General features: G+C 58.9%; 17 protein-coding genes and 1 pseudogene. 4 read left to right on the top strand and 14 right to left on the bottom strand.

The features are described from left to right. Positions 1-83: 83 nt before the first annotated feature. Positions 84-1,520, top strand: a complete 1,437-nt coding sequence (locus tag ACQKPC_RS00880) for an amidase (protein WP_427622792.1) — start codon at positions 84-86, stop codon at positions 1,518-1,520. A 336-nt stretch (positions 1,521-1,856) separates the two neighbouring features. On the opposite strand, the gene ACQKPC_RS00885 is transcribed toward ACQKPC_RS00880, so the two are convergent. The 8 genes from ACQKPC_RS00885 to ACQKPC_RS00920 all read right to left on the bottom strand — a co-directional run bounded on the left by ACQKPC_RS00885 (position 1,857) and on the right by ACQKPC_RS00920 (position 14,904). Then, positions 1,857-4,010: a WG repeat-containing protein gene (locus tag ACQKPC_RS00885; protein ID WP_427622881.1), complete on the bottom strand. Its 2,154-nt coding sequence runs from the start codon at positions 4,008-4,010 to the stop codon at positions 1,857-1,859. Between the two features lie 43 nt (positions 4,011-4,053). Continuing rightward, positions 4,054-4,599 (bottom strand): L,D-transpeptidase family protein, encoded by a 546-nt coding sequence (locus tag ACQKPC_RS00890; protein WP_427622793.1) that lies wholly within the window; start codon positions 4,597-4,599, stop codon positions 4,054-4,056. A gap of 122 nt (positions 4,600-4,721) precedes the next feature. Beyond that, positions 4,722-5,537, bottom strand: coding sequence for a YfaP family protein (locus tag ACQKPC_RS00895; RefSeq protein ID WP_427622794.1), 816 nt, complete (start codon positions 5,535-5,537; stop codon positions 4,722-4,724). Between the two features lie 3 nt (positions 5,538-5,540). After that, a complete protein-coding gene (locus ACQKPC_RS00900; protein WP_427622795.1) occupies positions 5,541-7,160 on the bottom strand; it encodes a DUF2300 domain-containing protein in 1,620 nt (539 codons plus the stop codon). A gap of 1 nt (position 7,161) precedes the next feature. Beyond that, the gene (locus tag ACQKPC_RS00905; RefSeq protein WP_427622882.1) at positions 7,162-11,736 is read right to left on the bottom strand and encodes an alpha-2-macroglobulin family protein; all 4,575 of its coding nucleotides are present in this window, start codon (positions 11,734-11,736) and stop codon (positions 7,162-7,164) included. After that, a complete protein-coding gene (locus tag ACQKPC_RS00910) occupies positions 11,733-12,398 on the bottom strand; it encodes a DUF1175 domain-containing protein (protein ID WP_256348518.1) in 666 nt (221 codons plus the stop codon). The genes ACQKPC_RS00905 and ACQKPC_RS00910 overlap by 4 nt, the downstream gene beginning before the upstream one ends. Next, positions 12,368-14,077, bottom strand: coding sequence for a DUF2138 domain-containing protein (locus ACQKPC_RS00915; RefSeq protein ID WP_427622796.1), 1,710 nt, complete (start codon positions 14,075-14,077; stop codon positions 12,368-12,370). The genes ACQKPC_RS00910 and ACQKPC_RS00915 overlap by 31 nt, the downstream gene beginning before the upstream one ends. 35 nt (positions 14,078-14,112) lie before the next feature. Next, a complete protein-coding gene (locus tag ACQKPC_RS00920) occupies positions 14,113-14,904 on the bottom strand; it encodes a YfaP family protein (RefSeq protein ID WP_008008415.1) in 792 nt (263 codons plus the stop codon). Between the two features lie 357 nt (positions 14,905-15,261). Here ACQKPC_RS00920 and ACQKPC_RS00925 point away from each other — a divergent pair, with 357 nt between their 5' ends. Beyond that, complete coding sequence (locus ACQKPC_RS00925; protein WP_427622797.1) at positions 15,262-16,011, top strand: SDR family oxidoreductase; 750 nt, start codon at positions 15,262-15,264, stop codon at positions 16,009-16,011. A gap of 153 nt (positions 16,012-16,164) precedes the next feature. On the opposite strand, the gene ACQKPC_RS00930 is transcribed toward ACQKPC_RS00925, so the two are convergent. Further along, positions 16,165-16,905: an NAD-dependent epimerase/dehydratase family protein gene (locus ACQKPC_RS00930; RefSeq protein ID WP_427622798.1), complete on the bottom strand. Its 741-nt coding sequence runs from the start codon at positions 16,903-16,905 to the stop codon at positions 16,165-16,167. Between the two features lie 149 nt (positions 16,906-17,054). Further along, complete coding sequence (locus ACQKPC_RS00935; RefSeq protein ID WP_427622799.1) at positions 17,055-17,522, bottom strand: hypothetical protein; 468 nt, start codon at positions 17,520-17,522, stop codon at positions 17,055-17,057. A 237-nt stretch (positions 17,523-17,759) separates the two neighbouring features. Between ACQKPC_RS00935 and ACQKPC_RS00940 the strand changes: the two genes are divergently transcribed. After that, positions 17,760-18,653, top strand: coding sequence for a LysR family transcriptional regulator (locus ACQKPC_RS00940; protein ID WP_427622800.1), 894 nt, complete (start codon positions 17,760-17,762; stop codon positions 18,651-18,653). Here ACQKPC_RS00940 and ACQKPC_RS00945 read toward each other — a convergent pair. The 3 genes and pseudogenes from ACQKPC_RS00945 to ACQKPC_RS00955 all read right to left on the bottom strand — a co-directional run bounded on the left by ACQKPC_RS00945 (position 18,641) and on the right by ACQKPC_RS00955 (position 22,040). Further along, on the bottom strand, positions 18,641-19,810 hold the full coding sequence (locus tag ACQKPC_RS00945) for a (R)-mandelonitrile lyase (RefSeq protein WP_427622801.1): 1,170 nt from the start codon (positions 19,808-19,810) through the stop codon (positions 18,641-18,643). The two genes, ACQKPC_RS00940 and ACQKPC_RS00945, sit on opposite strands and share 13 nt — an antisense overlap. A 19-nt stretch (positions 19,811-19,829) precedes the next feature. Further along, a pseudogene (locus tag ACQKPC_RS00950) lies at positions 19,830-20,884 on the bottom strand (alpha/beta hydrolase). 61 nt (positions 20,885-20,945) lie between these two features. After that, complete coding sequence (locus tag ACQKPC_RS00955) at positions 20,946-22,040, bottom strand: alpha/beta hydrolase (protein WP_427622802.1); 1,095 nt, start codon at positions 22,038-22,040, stop codon at positions 20,946-20,948. 273 nt (positions 22,041-22,313) lie between these two features. Between ACQKPC_RS00955 and ACQKPC_RS00960 the strand changes: the two genes are divergently transcribed. Beyond that, positions 22,314-22,583: a hypothetical protein gene (locus tag ACQKPC_RS00960; protein ID WP_427622803.1), complete on the top strand. Its 270-nt coding sequence runs from the start codon at positions 22,314-22,316 to the stop codon at positions 22,581-22,583. Positions 22,584-22,690: 107 nt separating this feature from the next. On the opposite strand, the gene ACQKPC_RS00965 is transcribed toward ACQKPC_RS00960, so the two are convergent. Beyond that, positions 22,691-23,407 (bottom strand): class I SAM-dependent methyltransferase, encoded by a 717-nt coding sequence (locus ACQKPC_RS00965; RefSeq protein ID WP_427622804.1) that lies wholly within the window; start codon positions 23,405-23,407, stop codon positions 22,691-22,693. Positions 23,408-23,691 lie beyond the last annotated feature (284 nt).

The following is a 23,691-nucleotide window of genomic DNA, read 5'->3' on the forward strand; positions in this document are numbered from 1 at the left end:
ACGGCACATTTCATACCGCTTTTATGGGCTAATCAGCGCCGCGGGCGGCACCTATCATCGGGGCTCTCAACTGGAGAACTCCCATGAATCTGAACGAATATGTAACCTACGACGGTATCGGTCTCGCGCAATTGGTGGCGACTGGCGAAGTCACGTCGGCTGAACTGGCGGAGCTGGCCATTGCCGCCGTGCAACAGGTCAACCCGCAAATCAACGCGGTCATTGAACACTGGGCGCCCACTGTCACCGAGGGCACGGGGCCGCTGGCCGGTGTGCCCTTCCTGATCAAGGACCTGGCGATTACCTCGGCCGGCCGCCGCGTTGAGCTGGGCAGCCGATTGGCCCAAGGCCTGGTGGCGGAATCGGATTCGTACCTGATGCAACGCTTCAACGCCGCGGGCCTCGCCACCCTGGGGCGCACCACCACCCCGGAAATGGCCTTTAGCACCGAGACCGAATCCGTGCTCCAGGGCCCGACCCGTAACCCGTGGGACACTCGGCTGTCGGCCGGCGGTTCGAGCGGTGGTTCGGGTGCCGCGGTCGCTGCCGGCATCGTGCCGATTGCCCATGCCACTGACGCTGCGGGTTCGATCCGCGTACCGGCATCTTACAACGGGCTGGTCGGGCTGAAACCGACTCGCGGCAGAGCCTCGAACGGCCCGGCGCTCGATGAGGTATTTGCCGGTTTCGGCGTACAACTCGGTCTGTCGAGAACCGTCCGCGACAGCGCGGCGTTGATGGACATCGTCCAGGGCTATGCGCCGGGCGATCCTTACTACACCGCCGCACCGGCCGAAGGTTTTCTGGCGCAGGTGGGACGCGATCCAGGACGATTGCGCATCGGCCTGCTCGACACACCGTGGAACGGCGCCGCACTGGATCCCGAGATTGCCGAGGCCACCTTGGCCGTGGCCCGCGAACTGGAAGCGTTCGGTCATCGCGTGGAACGAGTGACCGCACCACTCGGTACGTCGTGGGATTCATTCGTCCAGGCTAACGCCCACATCTGGTGTGCCACCCTCGTGCGCTGGATCGACGGGCTCGCCGCCACCACTTCACGGCCTATCGACCTGAGTACCCTGGAGCCCGCCACCCTCGCCTGCTACGCCTATGGCCTACAGGCCCGCGCCGTGGAGTTCGCCGGCGCGCTGGAAGTGCGTAATCTCATCGCCCGCAGCGTGGCCGGTTGGTTCGACGACTTCGACGTACTGCTGACGCCGACCCTGCCGCGCCTGCCCCACGCCCTCGACACCTACAGCCGTGGAGCGCAAACCATGGACGGTTTGCAATGGACTGCGCGGGTCTTCGAGCACTCACCGTTCACACCGGTGTTCAATGTGGCGGGGACGCCGGCGATGTCGTTGCCGCTGGCCATGTCCCGCCAGCAGGGTTTGCCCATCGGCCTGCAATTTGCCGCGCGATTCGGGGCTGAGGAGGTGTTGTTACGGTTGGCCGGGCAGTTGGAACAGGCGCTGCCGTGGCATGAGCGCAAGCCGCAGATTTGGGTCGGCGATAACTGAGTCAATGCCCCGACAACGACAGGGGTGGCGGCTGGAGATGTCGATTAAACATTGTCTGTTTATCGGTCTTACTGTGGGTTTTGTAGTGGATGGGACGGCCTCTTCGCGAGCAAGCCCGCTCCCACATTTGATCGATGTTGGTCACAAATTTCGTGATCACAGTAGATCCAGTGTGGGAGCGGGCTTGCTCGCGAAGAGGCCCGCAAGAACACCCTCGAACAGGTGTTCAAGGCACTGCTGAGACTATTGCATTCACGGATAACTAAACCCCTTAACCAACGTGCCTGAGGTTGATCAGACGCAGCTGCGTGTCGGTACTGTTATTGAAACCAGTCCTTATTCTCCATTCCGCACAAGATTGCCGTCGGCGTCATAGACCAGATACTCGTCAGGATTGCTCGGATCATTCACGTAGTAACGGGCTTCGTTGCTGTTATCAGGGACTTTCAGGCTGGTGTAGGAACCGAGTTTCTTGACCTGTTTGTTGTTTTGACTGATCAACACCAGTCCACTACCACCGCCGGCCGGGACGGCGGCTGCGTAGCGGGTTTGGAAAGAGTTGATCCTGTTGTACTCCAGCGGAATCTGCAACGTGCCGGTCAGGTCGATGGCTCCATAGCTGTGATCACGCCCGACCACCGCCATGCCGTTGGAAAACGGCTCCACCTCGTCATACGGTAGTTTGATAGGTAGCAGCGTCCCCTGGCGGTTGATAAAAGCAAATTTCTTACTTTTAGCGTCCTGCACCAGCAGCGGCTGCTCGCCGAAGAACCGACCTATCACGTTGTAACCCTGGAGGTTGATCCGTTTACCTTCCAGGTCGAAAACGTCCTGACGACTCCGATCGGCTGAGTGGGTGTAGAGGTAGCCACCGCTTTGCTCGATGTCAGAGAACTGTGGTGGCAGAATCTCCTTGCCGGCCAAGGTATAGGCGCCGTAGAGGCCCTCCATGGCATAGGTTTTTTTGCCAAGACGGGCGATGAACACGTTGCCGGTCACGGTGGGGTTGACGAACTTCATCGGCAACGTGAAACGGTGATTCCTGGCGTCGTAGAGCCCATAAGGTCCGTTGGTTTCACGCTCCACCAACAGCAGGCCATCGTCCAATGTCTGCGTTATGTTTTCGAACGGCAGGTAGACGAGCTTATTGCTGGCGGCGGGAAAATAGGCGAGTTGGCTCCGCAATTCCTGCATGTCAGATTGAGGGTCGCTGGATTTTTCTAGCGTAAACAACGTGTAGATATCCGCCACCACGCTATCTTGCAGCTCTACCCAGCGTGGTTTGATCAACCACTGTCCGGCCTGATCGATGAAGCCGTAGTGATCGGATTTCCGGTCGCGGGCGATGTAACGTGTCTGCTCTGCAAGAACGTTGTGTACCTCGTTGATAACGGCGGTATTGTCTTCCATCGGATCAAGCACATGAATGACGATACGTTGCGGCGTGGCCTCGAACTGGTAGTCGGCCTCGGTGTTTTTCAGCGGCCCCGCCTGAGTGGAAAGATTACTGACCAAATGCTCCAGCCGTTGTTGCACAGCCTGACTGGTCTTGAACCGATCGAGATCATCCTTGGTCTGCAGCAGGGCTTTGTAAAAGTCACGCATCGCCGCAATATCGCCGTCCGAGGGGAAGGAGCGGGTGTTGTTGCCATTGCTGTAAAGCGCCTTGCCCGAATCGGTCAAACCCTGCACCACGAAGGTCGACATTTTGGGCGTACTCAGCCGCAGTGAGGCGCTTGCGTCACCAAGGGCTGTGAGCTGAAAATATTGGCCGTCGTCCAGGGTAACCTGCGGGTGATCCTTGTCCAGGACCACTTTTTTGAACGCCGGATAGCTGCGGTAAGCGATCGTCAGGCCGAGACTAGCCAAGGGCTTGTTGACCGATAGTGCGATGGGTTCACGGGACGACACACTATCGTCCGACTCAACCTTGGACTGCACCTTTATATCGGCGAAGACTTTCTCGCTGCCATCTCGAAAACGCAAACGCTGCGGACGGTACTGTTCGGCCACCGGCTCATCCGGCGTGGCGGCGCGCTTCCAGAGAGGATCAAGGCTGCTGGTGTCAAACCTCACTTCGGAACCATCAGCAAACAGCGTCTGAACAAAACGCAGGTCCTGGACCGACGCCAGCGCAGTTTTCACTTGCGCACTGGTGAAAGGGACAAACAGCTCCTCGTATTGCAACTTCTGCTCGTCGGCGGGCTTGGTTCCGTCAACTGTCAGGCTAAATTCCGAGTGCGTTACCAGCTCCAAAGCGCTGAGTGTTTCACCGGTGTCGTGGATCAAGTAATTCAGACGCTTTTCCACGTCAGGCAGTGCCAGCGTGCCGATGTCCTCTACGCCGCCTTCGTTCATATCCTCGGCGGTGAAGCTTTCACTTGTCGACGCACTGCTCTGGCGAAACAGGTAGTAGGACGCACAGCCCACCACTAACAGGGTCACGGTCAGTATCGACAACAATCTCAAACGAGGCGGAGTTAAGTTCATCATGGCTTCGGTAGTTAAAGGGCTGGAAAGTGCAGGCAGCGTCCTATCTGATTTCAATTGGCGTCCTGTCAGGCACCAACATCCAGATTTTTCGCATTTCGCTGTTAGTTACAGCAATGCAACCATCAGTCCAGTCCCACAGATGATGAAGCGGTTCAAGCCACGCCCATCCATTGGGTAGACCATGAATCATAATGTTACCGCCTGGCAAATACCCGTTATGACGAGCAGCGGCTTCGTCTGCCGGATTCGGATATGAAATGTGCAAGCTAAGGTACGCCATTGATTTTGGATTGCGCCAATCGATGAAATAACGTCCCTCAGGCGTTTTCTCATCCCCTTCTCGTTGCTTTGCGCCGTCATTCGCGGCAGCTCCAAGCGCTATGCGATATTCGGCCAATACCACACCCTCTCGCCATAAAAACATCCGCCTTTCTTGTTTATTGACGGTTATCAAATCAGCCTGTTTGTTTGGTTGATCAAGCTCCAGGGTTGGAGCAGGACCTCCGCCCAAGCGGCCCATGACTGCCGTATACCCAAATGCCGCTATTAGTAGAAACAGCCCGGAAAGAGCCAAGCGCTTTAGCATGTTCAATCCTTTCAAGAAACAGCGGTGGTCAGCCCGGTTATTGGTGCCCTTCTCTGCCTTTTGGATAAAAGACCGACTCAGAAAAAAGCTAAACTTGAATAACTCACAACTCAGTTATCTCCTCACGGATAACTAAACCCCTTAACCAACGTCAACTCCCCCACCGCCCGCATCGGCACCAGGAACGTTTCCATCTTCTCGTTCGGCGTCCCCTCCTCCGTAATCACCGTAATCTGCGCAGTGGTCAGGGGCTGAACAGCCTCTTCCTGCCCCTCCTCATCACTGCGATACCCGCCACCGTAGTAGTTCACGTACACCAGGTATTGCCCCTTGATCGGCGCTGGCATGGCGAAGATTTCCGGGCCGTAGCCGGTGGTGACGTCGACGTCGAGTGCGCCGCCGTTGGCTGCAACGCGGTCGCCGTACCAGATGTGGCCGCCGTCAGGCGTGACAAGGTGCAGGTCGAGGTCGGTGCCGTCGCTGTCCCAGGCCAGCAGCACTCGCAACTTGGCCGGGGTGGCGCCGCCGCTGGTGTTGAGGAACTGCGTGCGATGGCGTTGTTGACCATCGGGGCTGCGGACCTCAACGCTGTTGCTGCCGTTGGGGAATGAGAACGGGCGATCGTAGCGGCCGGCGGGGTCGAGCTTCAGCGGCATGCTGACACCGTTGACGATCAGCTTGCCGGGTTCATTGCCCTTGGGCGTGGATTTGATCTGGCCGGTAATGCGAGCGGTATTGGCCTGCCCCACCGGTGTGTTGACCGAGGACGCCGGGTAATTAACCGTCTGACGAAAGTTTTCGCCTTCGCCTTCGGGCGCGCCTGTGCGCCAGCCGCCGACGGGCGTGTCGAGTTTGACCGCGCTGTCGGTGGCGAACGTGGTCGGCCATACGCAAAAGGAACAAAGGAACAGGAGGACCTGTGGGTAACGGAGTTTCATGGCCTAATCCAGCAAGAGGTGGCGGGCGAGCCCTTCGATGTAGGTTTCATCCTGGCCGTTGGGGTGTGCTTCGAAGGCCAGGTGCAGGTATTCGTGGGTCAGGTCGAGGCGGTCTTGCAGCGACAGCACGCCGCGCACGTAAATGCGCTGGCGTTCGCGATCGACAAAAGGACGGCCGAAAGCCAGGCGGCAGACGGCGAAGGTGTTGACTTCGTTGTAACCAACTTCGCTTTCCAGCCGTGGTCGCCAGCCGCGGCGTTGTTTTTGCAGCCAGTCTTGCGCGGCGGGCAATGCATCGCAGGAAGCCACTGGATTGTCCCAGCGGCTGAGGCTCGCGCGCGGGTAAGCGTGCAGCAGGATGGCGTCATAGCGTTGACCGGCATTGGCCTGTTCGACGGCTTGCAGCCAGGAGAGCTTGTCCGGCCCCGGTTGGTCGGAGTGATAGGTGACGTCGCTGCCGGCAAGGACCAGGTCGCTGGTCCACGCGGCGATGTTGCGTGATTCGGTCGCGGCCGGGCGTGGGGCGACGCGCTGTCGGCTGCTGCTGTCGTCGATGCTCAGACAGTCGCCGTTGCGGGTGGCGTTTTGCAGCAGGTAGGTGCGGATCGCGACGCTCAGGGCTTTGGCGGCTTCGGCAGGTTCGGGTCTGGCTTCGCGCTGCAGGACGCGGGCGACGTACTCTTCGCGATTCAGGCGGGCAACGAGCTTGTCCTTGAGCAAGAACAACTCGCCGTCGCTATGGATATCGAGTTGATTGCCGTTGGCGAACTCGACGCGATAGTCGCCTTGCAAAGGCCCGGGCGCTAACACGCGATCCCCCGCCAGCACGCGTTTCAGCGGATAACGCGCGAACAGGTCGACCTCAACGCACTTCCCCGCCTCGGCAGGCCATGACGAAGGCAACACCGTCGCCAGTGCCTGACCGTAATTGCGCAAGACCATTTGACTGGTGCCGCGCCCACCGGCCCAGATCGGCGTGCCGTCTGCCGTCCAGCCAGCGAACCCGCCCTGGCGCGACGAAGGATCCTGATCCCCCAACCAGCTCCAGGTTTTCACCCGCAACCGGCCGCCAAGCTCACCGACGACATTGCCGTCAGCCGCATTCAGCACCACATCAAGCAACACTCGCCGCGCCTGATCCTGCGCCGGCATCACGGCCAAGACCTTCAGCAACTCAGCCACCGAAACCCGGGTCTGCGGTTGCAACGACGGCAAATCCAGCAACCACTTCGGTGCTTGTCTCGCCTGCCAATACTCGCGCCATTCAGCGCCGGCAATGCCCAAGCGTGCAGGCTCAAAGTACAACCCGCAAGACTTCACCAATGCCTGATCGCGCTCAATCCTGCCGCCCGCCGTGCAGCAATACACTTCTTCCTTCGATTGCCCGCGACATTCATAAGCCGGTTCACGCGCGCCGGTGTCCACCAGCCAGCCGTAGACAAACAGCTTCCACAAGCTGCCCAGAGGGGTTTGCAGATCAGCAGGCAATGGCTCACGCGAGATCACCTGAGTCTGGCTCAACGAAAGCAATTCATCCTTGAAGCCCAGTCGCAACGGTTCGTCCTGCGCTGTCGCCAGCGCAGGCATCAAACACAACAACCACCAGACCAGACGCCGGGTCATGTCAGTGGACCGTGACCTGGCCGAGCGCCGGTTTCTGTTCCAGAGCCTGATGCTGTGGCGCATAGACCTGGGTGAAACGCACCGGCGGCAGGTTGAACTGACCTTTTTGCGAGAAGCGCACCAGATGACGCAGGCGCAATTCACCGCTCAAGGCATCCACCGGGATCGCGTAAGCCATTTGCCCCGGTTCGAAACGGGCCTTCTCCAGGGCGGTCGGCTCAGTGCCGGCCTTGCCCATCAACTTGATGCCCCACGTGGTGCGCTCGACGTCCGCGCCCGGAGGCAGCGGCACTTCGAGCATGCCGTAGCGCAGCGGTTTTGCGGCTTTGCTGGTGATGATCACTTCGTCCAGGTACAGACTGTCGCTGGACAACGGTTTGGTCCCGACCGCTTCGAGTTTGAACTCGAACGCTTCGTCACCCGGCACCAGACGCGACAGACGACGAGTGATGGTCACGGCCATCGGGTCTACCGGCGGTTGCTTGCTCTGGAAGCTCAACGCAGCGCGAAGCGGGCGTTCTTGCGTCCCGCTCAGCGACAACGTTGCAGGCACGGTTGCAGCCCCCTGCCACGTCCAATACATCTCACCGGTATCACCGTACTTTTTCTTCCAGCCTTCACCCGGAGCCAGTGCGATGGTGGGCGAGGCCTGTTCGATGCTGCGTTGCAACCAGGTCAGCGCCAAGGCGCGTTCCAGGGTCGATTGCTGTGGTAACAGGCGTTGCAACAGCGCTTGCGCGTGAGCCTGATCGAAGGCTTGCAGCGACAGGTTCAAGGCTTCGACAAACGGCTGAGAGCTAGCGGCCACTTGTTGTTGCGCAGCGTCCAGTTGACGATTGAACGCCTCCGGCAGATTGACCTTGGCCTGACGCGCCAACGATGCGGTTAACAGCCGAGCGCTGGCCAGCCCCAATGCCGAGTCCGGATCGTTCATGACCAGGCTCTCTTCGCCATCGTCCATCACGCTCGCCCCATGACCTTCGCCGGCTTTCACCAAATCGTCGATCAAACCGCTGAGCAGCGTGTTCACCGGCAATTGCATCTGCTTGGCAAACGACAGAATCAACGCACGCTGCAACAGCGGCGTGTTCTGCGACTGCTTGGCGTACACCTCCAGCACCCGCTGCCAATGCTCCGGCGGCAGGCTCAGTTCCAGCGCTTTGCTGGCGTGCCAGTCGGCGTAATAGGCATACGCGGTGAGGAACGCATCCGGCTCACCGTCAAAGCCCCACCAGGTGAAGCTCGCCGACGGACCGGCCATTTGCACCAGCCGCAGACGGCTGTTCTGCATGATCAAGCGCAAGCGATCGCGGATCTGCGGGTTCGACGACAAGGTCGGATAAGCGATGCTCAATGGCAGCAAACGGCTGGCGGTTTGTTCGACGCCGCCGTACGGATAGCTCAGCAGATCATCGAGGGCCGAACGGAACAGCGCTTGCGGGCTGTCATCCAGACGCAGGCGAATATCCGTGGCGTCTGCCGGCAAGGTCAACGGCGTATCACCGCTGGCCACGTCCAGGCTTTGGCTTTGCGTTACCTGCCAGCCTTCGCCGGTCGCGGTCAGGCGCACGGCCAGGGCATCAGCGGTTTTGCCGTCCTGCACCAACTCGGCAGTCCACTCGCCATTGGCCACTGTGAACGCTGGCAATGCGATGTAGTTGATGCCGTTGTTCAACGTGACCGGCACCCGTTGCTCGGCGCCACCGTAATGAATCACCAGCTCAGCCTTGACCGGTTTCTCGGCCTGGCTGAAAGCGAACACACCGAGGTCCGGTTTGTCGCTGTTGCGGAACTTGGTCGGGCCGCTCCACTTCAGGTACAGCGGTTTTTCCGAGCGCACGAACTGCTTCTTCTGCCCGACCTGACCGTCATCGGCGATGGCCCGGGCGGTGATGCGCCAGCGAGTCAGCGAGTCTGGCATTTTGAAGGTAAAGCGGGTTTTGCCATTCGCATCGGTGATCAATTCAGGCTGCCACGCGGCGGTGTCGACGTCTTCTCGACGCGGCCGCTCCAACACTTTCACGCCACGTTCGCTGCGGTTGGCTTTGCCCGGCGCGCCTGGGCTGCCCGGCAATGCCAAGTCGTAGCTGATGAACGACAAACTGGCGCTGGTGCGCACGTTGTTGCGGCGTGGGTGATAGAAGAACTGGTCGATGGTCGGCGCGACTTCCTGTTGCAGGGCGTAGACCATCTCGTCCACGACACTGACCGTCAGGTGCGCCGGAATGGCTTTGCCGGCGAACTGGGTAGCGAGATCGACGGTAACGGTATCCCCTGGTTGATACGCTTCTTTGTCGGTGGTGATCGCCACATCGATCTGCGGCGCGACAACTTTGATACCGGCGTTCTGGAAGCTGTATTGGCCACCCTTGGTGTAAAGAACCGAGAACGTCAGGTTCGGCGCGAAGTTGTCCTTCACCAGGATGCGCGCGCGGTACTGGGTTTCGCTGATTTTTTCCATCTTCAGCCAGTCGCTGCCCTTGGACAGCAGCGCCGTGGCCTCGACCTTGTCGCGTTCCAGCGACAACAGCGCATCGATAATCGGCTCGGGAAAAGTGATCAACGCGAGGGCTTCGTCGCCGGCCTTGTACTCGGGTTTATCGAGGACGATTTCCACGGTGCCGGGCACGGCTTTGACGCCGTCGCCGGTGACCGAATGACCGGTCGCGCCAAGCACCCGGCCGTGATCATCTTTCAGCGTCAGGTTGTAAGTGCCCGGACGGTCGAAGGCCAGGGTGAAGCCTTTATCTTTGGCGGTAAGTTTACCTTCGCCAGTGGTCTGATCTTCGAGTCGCACCCAGCTGTAGCTGCTCGGGTTGACCGCTTTGCTCTGCTCGCTGCCACCTTCGTTGGCATAGCTGAAGGCAACCTTGCCGCCCACCGCGCTGAACCGCTGCGGCGCGCTCAGGCGGAAACTCGCAGCACCGCGATCGATGAGGATTTCCTTGGTGGTCTTGACCCGATACGCCGCGCCATCGCTGGCGAACACGGTGAGCATGTAGCGGCTCGGTTTCTCGGCGGCGGGCAGGTCGAGGCTGGCGTTGCCCTTGGAATCAGTGGTCAGTTCGGCGCTGGTCAGTTCCACCGGGAATTGCCCGAGGTATTGCAGCTCGTTATCGACCATCGACAGTTGTTGGGCACGCAGGCTAAGGCTCAACTTGGCGTTGGCCACCGGTTTGCCATCCGGGTACAACAGCACCAGACTGCCCTTCACCGGTTCGCCGGTGCGGTAATCCTGCTTGGCCAGGTTCATGGAAATTTCGAAGTGCGGCTTGATGTATTCAGCGACGCGGAAGGCGCTGCTGTAGGCCTGATCCTTGTAGCTGAAACGCAGCTCATAGCCGCCTGCCACGGCGTTGTCCGGCAACTGGAAACGGCCCTGAGTACCGGCCTTGGAATCAAGCTTCAGCGCCAACGATTGCAGCGCCGTACCCGTAGCATCGAGCACAGTCACATTCACGTCGGCAGCAGTCGGTGCCACGGAATCCCGCGCATTCTTGAACTCGCGGCCGACGATTTTCAGCGACACCCAATCCCCCGGCCGATATAGAGGCCGGTCGGTGAACGCATAGAGTTTGGTGTCGTAGATTTCGCTGTCGTAATAGAAGTTCTCGGAGACGAACACCCCGCCCTCTTCGTCTTCGCCAATCACGAACGAACGCTCGGGGCTGACGTGTTTCAGACGCAGCAAACCATCGGCGTCAGTCGCGCCGCTGCTCATCACGCCCAGGCCGTCGGTCCACAGCACATTGACCTTGGGCACCGAACTGCCTTCGTGTTTGCGCGCGGCCCACACCAGCAATTCATCGCCAGCAATCTTGCTCACGGCCACGGTGTTGGAGACGAAAACCATGGTGGTCGCGCGGTATTTGCCGACCAGCGCTTCCACCAGATACAGGCCCGGCTTCAGGTTGCCCAACGGGATGTACACATTGCCCGGCGAGACACTGACGAACTCGCTGGAAGAACCGGCCAGGTTCACGCCTTCAGGCGGCTGGATCGGTTTGGCTTGCCACAGCGGATAACGGAATTGACTGACCACCGGCAGGCCTGGAATCAAGGCGAATTGCGGCTGAGCGTCGTAGGGCGTTGGCGCGGCGATGGCGGTGCCCATCTTCAGTTCCGGCACTTCCTCGGTGACTTGTTTACGCGACTCGTAGGAAAACGCCCGCTGCATCACCCGACGGGATTTGCGGTACCAGTTGTCCCACAGGTACGCGAGGGTGTTCGACAGGCCTTCGCCCTTGAACTGGCCGTCACTGACCACGCGGTGCAGGTTCTTCTGGCGCTTGAGGAAATCCAGCGGCTTGTCGATGCGATACACGCGAATGTCCGCGCCGCCGTAAGGTTCCATGCGGAACCGGCGGTAATCGCGGCCCGGCGCTTCAAGACGAACCATCGCCTGTTCGTCGCTGGCGAAACTGCTGTCGGCCAGCAGGAAAAAGCTTTCACCGGCCACCGGCGTATAGCCGCTTGGCTCGACGGTGTCTTCGGCGTTGACCGTGGCTAAAGGCGCCAGAAGGGCCAGCAACAGTGGAATTCGAGAGCAAATGCGCAGCATGCAGGCACCGATCATTGGGAGAGGAAGTTCAGTCGATAGACGCCGATGAAGTTGGGGTTGGCTGCGTCGGGTATCCATCGGGTGTCCTTCCATGTCATGAGTTGTTGCAGGCTTGCAGAGCGCATGCCGTTGTCAGTGGGGGTGGTAGTGCCGGTGTGATAGGCAATGAAGCGGCCCATCCAGATCATCAGGTGCTGGTCGTCGCCCTGATCGAAAAACATCAAGTCGCCGGGTCGGGCCTGGGCCAGATCACGGCCAACCAAATGGCTGTTGAACTGGATCAGTTTGATCGCGTTGACGTAAGGCCCGACCTTGCCACCGCCCTGCTGCCATTGCTGGGCAAGGCTGCGTTGGGCATCGCTCAGTTGCAGTTCGGGCGGCAGGTAGCGATTGGACAAGCCATTGCTGCGCAGCCATTTGTCGTCATGGACTTTCAGCGCTTCGTTGGCGGCAAACCGCACCAGCCCGGCGCAGTCCTGCTGATACCAGCGCGGGCTCGGGCCTTGGGTCAGTTGTTCCTGGGCGATGCGCACGAACCAGGCGCGGAATACCTGGGATTGCTGCGGGTCGAGCGCTGCGGCTTCGCTGGCAAAGGTGCGAGTCCCCAGCAGCAACGCCAGCAGGCCGAGGCCTCGGATAAGTGCTGTCACAGGGCTTTCCACTCCAGCGGCAGCCATTGCCAGTGGCCGTCGGGCTCGCTGCCTTTAGGCAAGGTCAGGGCATATTTGCCATAGCCGCCGAGGGTGCGCAGTTTCGGGATCAGGTAGGTTTGCGCGGCGTTGTAGAACACCGGCTCCATGTCTTGCGGCAGGCTGTCGAGGGTTTCCTGTTGCATCAGTTGCGCCATGGAGTCCGGGCCGAAATAGATCGGCATCAGCAGGTCTTTCGGCACGACGTCAGCCATGGGCGGGAAGCGTTTGTCGAGGGTGCCGAGGGCTTTGTCGACCAGTTTGTCGTCAAGGGAGAACAGCAGCGTCGAACCGTGGCGAGCCAGGCTGACGCGCATAAAGGCTTTGCCGGTGATCGCGTCCGGTTGCTCGGCATCCTTGGCTTTATAGGGGCCGAAATTGGAGCTGACCTGGCGCTGCCACTGATGGGTCTGGCCTTCCTGTTTCTCGACCACCGGGAACGCGTGCTCGGCGACGTTGCCTTCGTAGGCGCCGACCATCGAGCCGAACAAGTTGCCCAGATCGCCGTCGAGCTTGGCGCTGTCATCGTCATTCAGGCTGGCCACCAGCAGCGGCGTGTACAGCCGCGAGTCGGCGTACCAGCACAAGCCGGCGGCACCGGCCATGTGTTCGGTCAGGGCTTGGGCCACGGCGTCGTCGGCACCGAGTTTCACCAGCAGCGGTTTCTGTTGTTCGGCGGCCAGTGGCAAGGTCACGCAGGCGCTGGCGCCCATCGGCATGGCTTGCCAGATCGGTTTGAAGTCGAAGTCTGGCTGGTTTTCCAGTTCATCCATGGCGAGGAAGCTGTGCCAGCCCTTGTCGTCCATGTCGAAACGCAGGCCGGCGAAATTCGGGATGAAGCGCTGGTAACCCATGGCCAGAACGCTGGAGTTGACCGAAAGGCGTTGTTTTACCTCAGGCGCGCGGGGTTGCAGGCCGAAGGCTTCGGGGAACAGTTTCTGGCCGCCGAGCAGTGCTTCCAGCGATTCAGTCGAGACCATGCCGGGTTCTTCGACTGGACCGTGGCCGGCGTCATAAAGCTTGGCCGGGTTGGACAGCACCACCAGTTTGTCGCCATGAGAGGCGAACAGCAGCGCTTTGCTGTTGTTGTAGGTGAGTTGATAAAGCGGCACCACATCGCCGGCGACCTTGATTTCAGCCAGCTTGCTCAGCTGCGTATCATCCAGCGCCACTTTCGCCAGCGGCTCCAGCACCTTGGCCAGCCCGCCGCGATCCATCACCAACAGGAAATCCTTGAGACGCCCATCCGCCCCTCGCCACAACGCCACGTCTGCCGGTTGATCGAAGAGCTGCTCGATCAGGCTGTCCTGCAACTTCAGGTCATGCTCGTAAATGATCCGCCGCAGACTGCCGATCAAACCGAGGCGGTCGGCGTGGGCTTGGTAATAGAAGACGAAATCTTCGGTCAGGGTTTCCTTGAGAAACGGCACCGCCAACAGATCCTTGGGCAGTTGGCTCAGGGAGTGGGTTTCGAGCAAACCGTCCGGCCGGCCCATGCCCAGTTTGTCACTGGCCAGTTCCGCAGGCGGAGCCTTGGGTTTGTTCAGGAACCACCCCAACCCGCCCGCCACGCCGGCCACCAGGCACAGCCCGATGACCAGCGCCGGCCAGCGACGGGAAGTGTTGACGGCTGGGGAGACGGCCGGGGAAACAGTGTTATCACTCATGTTCACAAACCCAATTCATCCGTGGTGCGGGATGTTTAATAGTTGAAAGTCTTAACCAGCAGCAGGTCGCCGATCGCCCGCAAAGGCACGATGAAGGTCTCGCGTTTTTCGTCGACGGTGTTTTCGTTGAGCACCAGATTGATTTGCGAGGTGATCACCTCGTTCTGGTTGCTGGTCTCATCGAAGTTATAGCCGCCACTGCCGAAGTTGCCCCAATAGTTCACGTAAACCAGATAAGTGCCATGCATCGGCGCGGTCATGGTGAACATTTCCGGGCCGGGGCCATCGACCCCGTCCGGGTCCAGGCCGCCGCCATTGCTCATTGCCGGGCGAGCCCAGAACGCATGCTGGCCGTCGGGGGTAATGATGTGCAGATCAAGTTCGGCCTTGGGGTCGTCCCAACCCAGCACCACGCGAATTCGTGCCGGCGTGCGCAGGTTGTTGGCTTCGTAGAATTGAACGCGCTTGAGCGACTTGCCCTCGGAACTGCGCACTTCGACGCTGTTGGACCCGGCGCCGAACGCATACGGCCGGGCGAAACGCCCTTGGTCGTCGGTGTACAGATTCAGGGGATTGCCGTTGACCGCCAGGCTATGGGGCGGACGCAACGTGCCGAGAGCCTTGAGCTGGCCTTCGATCATCGTGCGATTGCGCTGCACGCCCCGGTCGATGGGCGGCGTGGGATAGGCGACTCGAGGGTTTTCACTACGGTCCAGCAGGCCGTGATAGCGCCAGCCGCCCACCGGTTCCGACAACTCGGCCGTGGGCTCGGCCCATGCCACCTGGGCGCAGACCAGCGTGATCAGCAGTGAAAGAACACAACGCATGTAACGCCTCCTGCCATGCATAACGAAGCCTTGCGCCCGATCCTCGGCGCGTTATTAATCTTACTGCTGGATACTGAAAAGCCGTTTGAGTCGCCTCAAACACACCGTCATGTTTCAAAACATGACGAGATACAAAGGCTGGCAATATAACATTCCCGCCAATCTGTTTTTCCGGTCTTTTTGTGCGCATCTCTGCATTTTTTTCAGATAATTCGAACAGCATCTGATCGAACCACCTATCGGACAACACGAAGCAGTTCCATTGCGGGTCTTTAATGGTTGCAGGATTCAACGTCAGCCCCTCGATCTGTCCACCAACACGACACTCGGGACTGACATCGCATCGGGAGATTCGTCATGAAAATCGTCGTCATGGGCGGTACCGGGCTGATCGGCAAACATCTGTGCAAAAACCTGCAAGACCTGGGGCATGAAACCCTGGCCGCATCACCGAGCACTGGCGTCAACGCCCTCACCGGCGAAGGACTGCAAACCGCCTTGCAAGGCGCCGACGTGGTGGTCGACGTGGCCAACTCGCCCTCCTTCGAAGACGCTGCCGTGCTCGAATTCTTCGAAACTTCCGGGCGTAACCTGCTCGCCGCCGAGAAAACCGCCGGCGTCAAACACCATGTCGCCCTGTCGGTGGTGGGCACCGAGCGCATGCTCGACAGCGGTTACTTCCGGGCGAAAATGGCCCAGGAAACACTCATCAAGGACTCAGGCATTCCCTACACAATATTGCGGGCCACGCAGTTCTTCGAATTCATCGGGGCGATTTCGCACTCGGGCGCTCAGGACGGCGACACCGTCCGCCTGACCTCCGCCGAGCTACAACCGATTGCCGCGGTCGATGTCGCGACGGCGCTGGCGAAGGTCGCCGTGCAAGCGCCGAGCAATAAGACCCTGGAAGTAGCCGGCCCAGAGCGCTGGCCGCTGGTGGAATTCGTGCGCCTGTTTTTGCAACACACCAACGACCCGCGCCAGGCCCAAGCGGACGACACAGTCCCCTACTTCGGTGCGCCCATCGATGATCATTCGCTCACGCCAGGAGAACACCCCATCATCGGGCCGACGCGCTTCGAGACCTGGCTCAAGAGCAGCGGTTGATACGCAAATGGGTAATTGCACAGACTTGCCCACCCATTTGCATTCGACCTGACCGGTCATTTGCATCGGAAGTGACCATCACGCGTCGTGACCATGACCGGCAGAGAACGACCCGAAGCGGACAGTCGAAGGGGCAGCAATTAATGAAGTAGTTCAGTCAGGTTGAGCGTGTCCTTCCAGAATCTCAAATCCATCATCAAAGGGAGCGTACCCCACAACTTTTCTGGTCTTCTCGATAGAAAGTCGCTTATATCTGTTATCTGAGACCCCGTGGATAACATGAAATCCGCTCAGCTCGGCCTCGACGCAATTACTAAGTAGTGTGACAACATCCCTGATACTAATAAAAGCAGCTACATCCCTGTGACTGTGGTTTTCCCCTTGGTGAAATATAGCTACGTTTGCAATACGGACTGCGATTGTTGTCATTTGACCATCGTTTGCATACATCGAAGCCAGAGCTTCCCCGAACGCTTTGCTGACCCCGTATAGATTGCCTGGCTTAGGTGCCATACATTCATGTACCTGGACATCCTCTGGATAACCTTCGATAGCCTGAGCGCTGCTCGCAAATATAAAGCGCTCGCAGCCTTGAGCCTTTGCGGCGAATAGCATGTTGTAGGTGCCCACAATATTCACAGGGAGCAGGGATGTCATGAAATCGGCGTCTGGGCGAGGGTCAGCAGCTAGATGAATCACTGTATGTATGCCTTCGCAAGCTTCAATGCAACTGGCTTGAACGCTGATGTCGAGAGCGAAACGTTGTGCCGATTGCGGAAGTGTTGATACATCTATATCGGCTAAACGCAAATCTGACTTATCGTAATGCGCTTTCCAAAAAGCGCTGCCGATTCGGCCCGCAGCACCTGTGATTAAAATTTTTCGCGCGTTCATTTCAGCATGTCCTTATGGTAAACGTCACTGTAGCTTCCCTGCGTCGTGGTCGGTTGACAACCTCCAATGAGAGTAACAAGCGTCAACACGTCCGCTTCTGGCCGATTTCTGCCGGTCGCCACCGGCTGAAAACGCCCCTTAACTGCCACTCATGCAGTCGTGTCCCAATGGAAATGGATGTACTCATCTTCATACTCCGCGAACAGCGAAACGATGAAATCGGTTTTCATTGAGTACATCAATAGCGCTCCTACGAAACCGATGGGCTCATGCAACGGTTGTTTGAGCGGAGCGATCAAATCGATCGTCTGATCCGCAACCATTTGATTGAAAACGGCTTCCGAGATTTCCTCAAACTTAGCGTCGGAAACGTATCCCGCGAAATAACTTTCTCCTCCAGGCCGCCAATCGATCCATTCCGCGCGAAGCCAGAAGTTTAATCCGTTCTCGCCTTGCCGCTTGTGGGCACGGGTTACCCTGATGGTCTCCTCAGATTCTGAGAATAGAAAAGCGATGGATGGATAGGTGACATAATGGAAACCGGGACAATTATTGTGCGCTTTCCGGTGAATCAGTTGCTCGCTGGAGAGTTGATCAAAGTCGCTTCTGTCGAACATGGAAAAACCTAGTGTTTATACCGAGCCAATGGCAAGAGTATCTAATAGTAGCAAAATGCTAGCAATGTTTTCCGGGAGCCGTCCGCTCCTGGCCGATTGTAGCCCTTCGTGACCGGCAGAAAACGGCCAAAAGCGGACGGTCATGATCGGTATATTTTATTCTTCGCCCCCTAAGGGAACGGACGATAAATCGCATTGATGGCATAATCGCAGACTGTTTATAACAGGGGCGTATAAATGATCGTCGAAAGCTACGACCAACTCGCGATCTTCTCGGCCGTGGCCCAAGAACGTAGTTTCACCCGCGCGGCGGCCAGGCTCGGCATGTCTCAACCGGCCTTGAGCCGGGCCATGCGCCAGCTGGAGGAGCGATTGGGGGTCAGGTTGCTTGCTCGCACCACTCGAAGTGTCTCCCCCACCGAAGCCGGCGAACATCTGCTGCGGGTTATCGCCCCCCGGTTTGAAGAAATCGACAGTGAACTGGCGTTGCTCAGCGAGTTCCGAGACAAACCGGCCGGCAAATTACGCATCACGGCCGGTGAGCACGCGGCGATCACGTTGTTGCATCCGGTGCTGGCGAAGCTGCTGCCCGATAATCCCGATCTGAATATCGAAATCATCGTCGATTACGGCCTTACCGACATCGTGGCGGAGGGTTTCGACGCTGGCGTACGGCTGGGTCAGCAAGTGGCCAAGGACATGATCGCCATGCGCATCGGCCCTGACATGCGCATGGCAGTGGTGGGCTCCCCGGCCTATTTCACCCGATATCCCGAGCCGGTCATCCCGAGTGATCTCACGGTGCACAACTGCATCACCTTGCGTATGCCGACTTACGGCGGCCTGTTCCTCTGGGAGTTCGAAAAAGACGGGCAAGAACTGAAAGTACGGGTCGAAGGCCAGCTGGTTTTCAACAACATCGCCATGCGCCTGGAGGCGGCCCTTCAGGGACTGGGGTTGGCCTACATGCCGGAGGACCTGGTGCTGGAGCATGTGGCGCAAGGTCGGTTGGTTCACGTGCTCAAAGACTGGTGCGAACCCTTCTCTGGCTACCACCTCTATTATCCGAGCCGGCGCCAGAGTTCACCGGCCTTCACCTTGCTGCGCGAAGCCCTGCGCTATTTGGGTTGATTGGCCTGGACGCTATCCAGCGCTTCACCGGCACGCTTGGCCGCGGCGGCATCACCTTGCTCAGCCAGCAGCTGAACCAGCTGACGTAACTGCGCAGCCGTCAGGCCGACCCGCAGGCTGGCGGCCATGTGCGAGCGCAGTTGCGCCTCGACACCGGGAGTGACGGCTAAAGCAGCGACGGTGGCCAACTCACGACTTTGCCAGTCCAGGTTATCGCGCTCGAAGATGTCGCCGAACAGATGCGCCTGCAAGTACTGGTTGATGACCGGAACGAAGTCGAACAACGGGCCCTGAACCGGCGCACCGGCGATTCGCGTCTGATTGGCTTTGCCCGCCGCCAGGAGTTCATCGCCGACGGGTATGACCCGACCGGGCTCACGCCCCGGATCGTCCTGAATGCCACGTTGCTTGCGTGCCTCGACCACCTTCATCAGTTCGCCAAGTGCATTGAGACTGCGTGGAAAACCGCTGTAGGCGTAGAGTTGCACCAGGATTTCCTTCGCCTCGCTGACCGTCAGGCCCGCATCAAGCCCCTGATTCAACGCGGCATTGAGCCCGGACATGTTGCTCGTGGCCATGGCGGCGGCCATCAACGGGATGGCCTGTTGCTTGGCAGACAGCGTCTCGGACACCGATTGGCTTGCAGGCTCGGCTTTCGGTGCCACCGAACCTTGGGCGTTGTATTGCTCCTCGGTCACTTTCTCCAGCCATTGCACACTCTTGCCATCCACCGAGCCCGTCACGGCGAGGTGCGTCATGGCGCTCGCCGGAGCGGCGCCATGCCAGTGCTTGACGCCCGGAGGGCAGACGATGACGTCGCCAGGGTGGATTTCCTGCATCGGCTTGCCCCATTCCTGGACCCGCCCCACGCCGGAAGTCACCACCAGTCGCTGTCCTGCGGGGTGGGTATGCCAGGCCGAGCGTGCGCCCGGTTCGAAACTGACATAAGCGCCGGAAGCATGAATCTCGTCCGTGGCGGGAAACAAAGGATCGACGCGTACCCGCCCGGTGAAATAGTCCGCAGGTCCCGCAACCGCCGCCTGAGTACCCGCCCGGCTGATCTGCTGCTCGGTCCGGCGGGACTCACTGGCATTGTCTGCGGCGCCGGCGAAGGGCGCGGCGGCGCACACCGCGATGCCTATCAAGGTGTTCTTCATGAGGACGTATCCCTTCTAGTCAGAGCGTTCTCGCGTAAAACGCGGTCAACTGGTCCATGGCGACGTCCACATACGCAGGCACCCAGTAGGTGTCGATATGGGTCGCGCCATCGATGGTGAACAGTTTTTTATCTTGGGTGCCGGTGGCTTTGGCAAAGGCTTGTTGCGACATGTACAGGCTGTCGGCCTTGCTGCCCGCGATCATCAGCAACGGCTTGTCGATCAGCTCGATCTGATCCGTGGCATCGAAGCTCATCAGGTCCATCAGGCTGCTCTGGGTGTAACGGAAAGTCGAGTTGGGGTGAGCGTGGGTCTTGCCGTAGTACTCGAAGCCCTGTCGATACAGATCAAACGGCAGCTTGGCGATCTGTTCATCAGTCAGCCTGGCATCACCGACGTAGAGGACTTCTCCACCCGCCGCTTCCTGGGCGCGGGCCGCGGACGCCTGCTGCAAGCGTTCCTGAATCGTCGACAGCTGCGAATCCTGGTAGCCATTACGGCGAACCAACCCAGAGTTGAACATGCTCAAGGTCGCAATTGACTGGAAGCGCTTGTCGGTTTGCGCCGCCGCCAATGAATAACCGCCACCGCCGCAAATACCGAGCAAGCCCAGACGCTTGCTGTCGACGCCGGGATAGCTGGCAATGAAATCAGCCATGCCATGGATGTCTTCAATGCGATGCGTCGGTTTGTCCACATTGCGCGGCTCACCCCCACTGGCCCCTTGATACGCCGCATCCGCCGCGATCGTGATGTAGCCCTGGTCTGCCAGGCGTTGGGCATACAGGCCCGCGACCTGCTCCTTCACCCCACCATTGGGGTGCGCCACGACGACGACCGGGTATTTTTCGCCGCATCATAGTTCGCCGGGGTGTAAACGTTGGCAGCAATGTCCAGTCCATTGAGTTTGTAGGTGACCGGGTGGATGTTGACCTTGCCCGGTTCGTTCTTGGTCAGCGCGCCGCCGTAGGTCAATGTGAATGGGTTCTGCTTGTAGTCCGCCGCCTCGGCTTCGACGCCCGACATTCCGATCATGGCCGCCATCAACGTGGCCTTCAGCGTAGTTCGCATCATTAGGAATACCCCTGATATTTCAAGTGTGTGAGAGGGCTGGCCGATATCGCCGCGTCCTTGATCAATCCAGATTTTTTTCAGCGAGAAACTGCGAAACCAGATCAGCGATCTCGACGTTATTCATGTCCGAAAAGGGAAAGTGACTATTGCCCTTGATACCGATCTCCGGCAGGTGAACGAGCCTCACGTCACCGCCCTGTCGATTCACCGTATCGCGCCACACGCGCGCCATCTCGAGCCGCGCGCGCCAGCTGTCCTGGGCCGGTAACCGAACCGGTTGGTCGGGGATGTTGTCGCCGTAGAAAATAACGATGGGGATTTTGGTCAGTGCTTTGAACTGTTCCGCCGATATGGCCTGACCCGCGAGCGTGTCGAACGCGCTGGCAATCGGTGCGGGCACCTCACCTTCTGGAAACACGAAGCTGCTGCCCGGTTCGAAGGCCACGATGGCTCGCACGTTGCGGCTCTTGATCGCCGTCAGCCAACCGGGGCCGCCACCCTGAGAATGGGTGAACAAGATGGCCGGCCCGGTCTTTTCCAGCAGCGCGGAAACGCCATTGGATACGACATCAATGTCGTAAGGCCCGGTATTGGGCGTCATCGACCGAAAGAACTGCTCAAGGGCTGCCGGCCCACGAGGAAACTGGCTGCCCTTGAAACTTTCGGGCCACAGGCCGATGCGGAACTGGTTGAACCACAGCTGCTCATCCGGCACCGGTTTGATCGTCGTTTCAACCAGGCTGCGTCCCGCATCGCCACGGCGCGGCTGGTCGATCAGGTACGTGGAGAACCCTCGCCGCAGGAAAATGTTCTGGAACCCTTCACGGCCGTCGGCCGTTGTCTCCCAGGACTTCGCGGACTGCCCCGCGCCATGCAGCATGAGAATGGGTAGCGGACGAGCGTCGACGGGAACCTGATAGAACGCATACACATGGTCGCCGTGATAGGTCTGGCCATCAGGCATCAACGGTTTGTAGGGGTCGAAGGTTCCCGGTTGGGTGATCAATCCACCGCCGGCTATGACGCTGCCCTGATCCTTGATGATCAGCGGGGCGTGATCGTCAGCGCTGACCAACGCACTGGCACCCAGTGCGAAACAAAGACTGCCGGCCTTTGCAGCAGCGGGCATGTTTTGGCGGATGAAGCTCTGGATCATGACTTGCTCTCGATTTGATTTCGCCGAGAAGCAAATTACCTTTCAATGATTAATCGATAAACCGCGCTAATCACATAGCACTAATACCAAATTCACATAAATATGATGAGTAAAACGTAAAAATCGCCACTTGCAAGAGGGGCAGCGTTAGGTCGATTGCTGCCCGTCACGACAGGCAGAAATCGGCCAGAAGCGGGCATTCGATTTCGCTATTCATCAATCTCCCGAGCGTGCGAAATTACCAGCCCTTCAATTTCTCTCAAAGGCAGGCTCATGACCTCCACCCTGGCAGTCTCGGATATTTTAGGTCCATGGCGTGGGGATGCCCCCACAGGACTAATTCAGCGTTGCAGGGAGGCATGGGACACACCTCTAGAGAGTTTGAATGATCTTATGGTCGCTACTTTTTTGAATCAGAACATCGCGACCAAACACCTGCTCATCGAGGCGAAGCGCCGCATGAAAGACCAGGAACGAGATGAAACCGAGTACTTCGACGGCCAGCTTCTCGAAGCTATCGAGCGCTTGCAATCCGGGGAGTAATTCATCCCGACGGTTTGTCGCGTTCGACACGGACTATCTATATTGGGTCGCTTTCTGTCTCACACGACTGGTAGAGAACGGCCATTTGCGGCCTGTCGCGTCCACCTTCAAACCCTTTTGCACGTCAACCAGGCACCCCAGAACAGGCTGCTGAAGAAACGCGTAGCGTCCCCGAACCCGGCGTCGTTCAACAGTTTTTGAACCGCCGCCTCAGAATGTGGCGGGTCAGCGCCCTGGAGGATTTTTCCCTGCTTGACCTTCACTTCATCCGGGCTGGCTCCGTGCTGCCGCCACCGTTGGCCCCAGGCAGCCAGCAATAGCGGTTGGCTGGCATACGCGTACTGATTTCCCGCGACAATCAGTGGCGCATCGGGTTTCAGACGAGCCCGAATGGAACGTAAAAGCTGGTGCTTGGCATCATCACCTTCGAGATGATGCAGGACACCGATCAAGGTGGCTGCGTCGTAGGACGGGCCTGCTGCCAGGTCTTCAACATGCCCAAGATGCAGGTCCGTTCTTTCAAGCAAGTCGTTGGCCTCCAACTGGTGCTTCGCAGCCTCCAGCATGGGCGCGGATGGATCAACGGCAGTGAAGCGCCAGGCAGGCTCCAGCGTTGCCATCGCAACAATTTCCTGCGCAGTGCCGCCAGCGCCAACCACCAGTACTTTCGCCGGATTTGTATCGCCAAGGCTTGCCGCTAGCATGCACGCAACAAGATCGTGGCAGGCGTCATAGCCTGCTAATGCGATACGACTCTGTCTTCCGTACTCATTGGCCCGATGGGTATCAAATTTTTCAGCTGAGTTGAGCGGTAATGATTTCAAGGCGCTTCTCCATGTCCTTGAATCAAGTTAGGTCATACAGGGCGATAATAAAAATTCATTAATTTTATGCAATGCATTCCTATTGGGAATGTATCTTTGGCTCTGAGCTTGCTTGGTCGACCGTCAGCTTTGGTCGATTGCTGGCCGTCGCGGCCCTTCGGACTTGCCCCGAAAGCCCGGCTGCTGACCGGTCAATGCAGATAACGAAAACTATGCATGTCAGTCGGAGTATCGGCTTTAATGTCGGTGCAGATTCACCTGCTCACGGCGCTGGATTTCTATAA

The sequence above is a fragment of the Pseudomonas sp. NPDC089918 genome (assembly GCF_050280605.1).
Lineage (GTDB): Bacteria > Pseudomonadota > Gammaproteobacteria > Pseudomonadales > Pseudomonadaceae > Aquipseudomonas.

Excerpts from the sequence above, each read along its gene's own strand:
- ACQKPC_RS00920 (WP_008008415.1), bottom strand. The coding sequence starts at position 14,904 with ATGCGTTGTGTTCTTTCACTGCTGATCACGCTGGTCTGCGCCCAGGTG.
- ACQKPC_RS00890 (WP_427622793.1), bottom strand. The coding sequence starts at position 4,599 with ATGCTAAAGCGCTTGGCTCTTTCCGGGCTGTTTCTACTAATAGCGGCA.
- ACQKPC_RS00940 (WP_427622800.1), top strand. The coding sequence starts at position 17,760 with ATGATCGTCGAAAGCTACGACCAACTCGCGATCTTCTCGGCCGTGGCC.
- ACQKPC_RS00945 (WP_427622801.1), bottom strand. The coding sequence starts at position 19,810 with ATGAAGAACACCTTGATAGGCATCGCGGTGTGCGCCGCCGCGCCCTTC.
- ACQKPC_RS00955 (WP_427622802.1), bottom strand. The coding sequence starts at position 22,040 with ATGATCCAGAGCTTCATCCGCCAAAACATGCCCGCTGCTGCAAAGGCC.
- ACQKPC_RS00930 (WP_427622798.1), bottom strand. The coding sequence starts at position 16,905 with ATGAACGCGCGAAAAATTTTAATCACAGGTGCTGCGGGCCGAATCGGC.
- ACQKPC_RS00925 (WP_427622797.1), top strand. The coding sequence starts at position 15,262 with ATGAAAATCGTCGTCATGGGCGGTACCGGGCTGATCGGCAAACATCTG.
- ACQKPC_RS00895 (WP_427622794.1), bottom strand. The coding sequence starts at position 5,537 with ATGAAACTCCGTTACCCACAGGTCCTCCTGTTCCTTTGTTCCTTTTGC.
- ACQKPC_RS00935 (WP_427622799.1), bottom strand. The coding sequence starts at position 17,522 with ATGTTCGACAGAAGCGACTTTGATCAACTCTCCAGCGAGCAACTGATT.
- ACQKPC_RS00885 (WP_427622881.1), bottom strand. The coding sequence starts at position 4,010 with ATGAACTTAACTCCGCCTCGTTTGAGATTGTTGTCGATACTGACCGTG.
- ACQKPC_RS00910 (WP_256348518.1), bottom strand. The coding sequence starts at position 12,398 with ATGGCTGCCGCTGGAGTGGAAAGCCCTGTGACAGCACTTATCCGAGGC.
- ACQKPC_RS00905 (WP_427622882.1), bottom strand. The coding sequence starts at position 11,736 with ATGATCGGTGCCTGCATGCTGCGCATTTGCTCTCGAATTCCACTGTTG.
- ACQKPC_RS00960 (WP_427622803.1), top strand. The coding sequence starts at position 22,314 with ATGACCTCCACCCTGGCAGTCTCGGATATTTTAGGTCCATGGCGTGGG.
- ACQKPC_RS00900 (WP_427622795.1), bottom strand. The coding sequence starts at position 7,160 with ATGACCCGGCGTCTGGTCTGGTGGTTGTTGTGTTTGATGCCTGCGCTG.
- ACQKPC_RS00880 (WP_427622792.1), top strand. The coding sequence starts at position 84 with ATGAATCTGAACGAATATGTAACCTACGACGGTATCGGTCTCGCGCAA.
- ACQKPC_RS00915 (WP_427622796.1), bottom strand. The coding sequence starts at position 14,077 with ATGAGTGATAACACTGTTTCCCCGGCCGTCTCCCCAGCCGTCAACACT.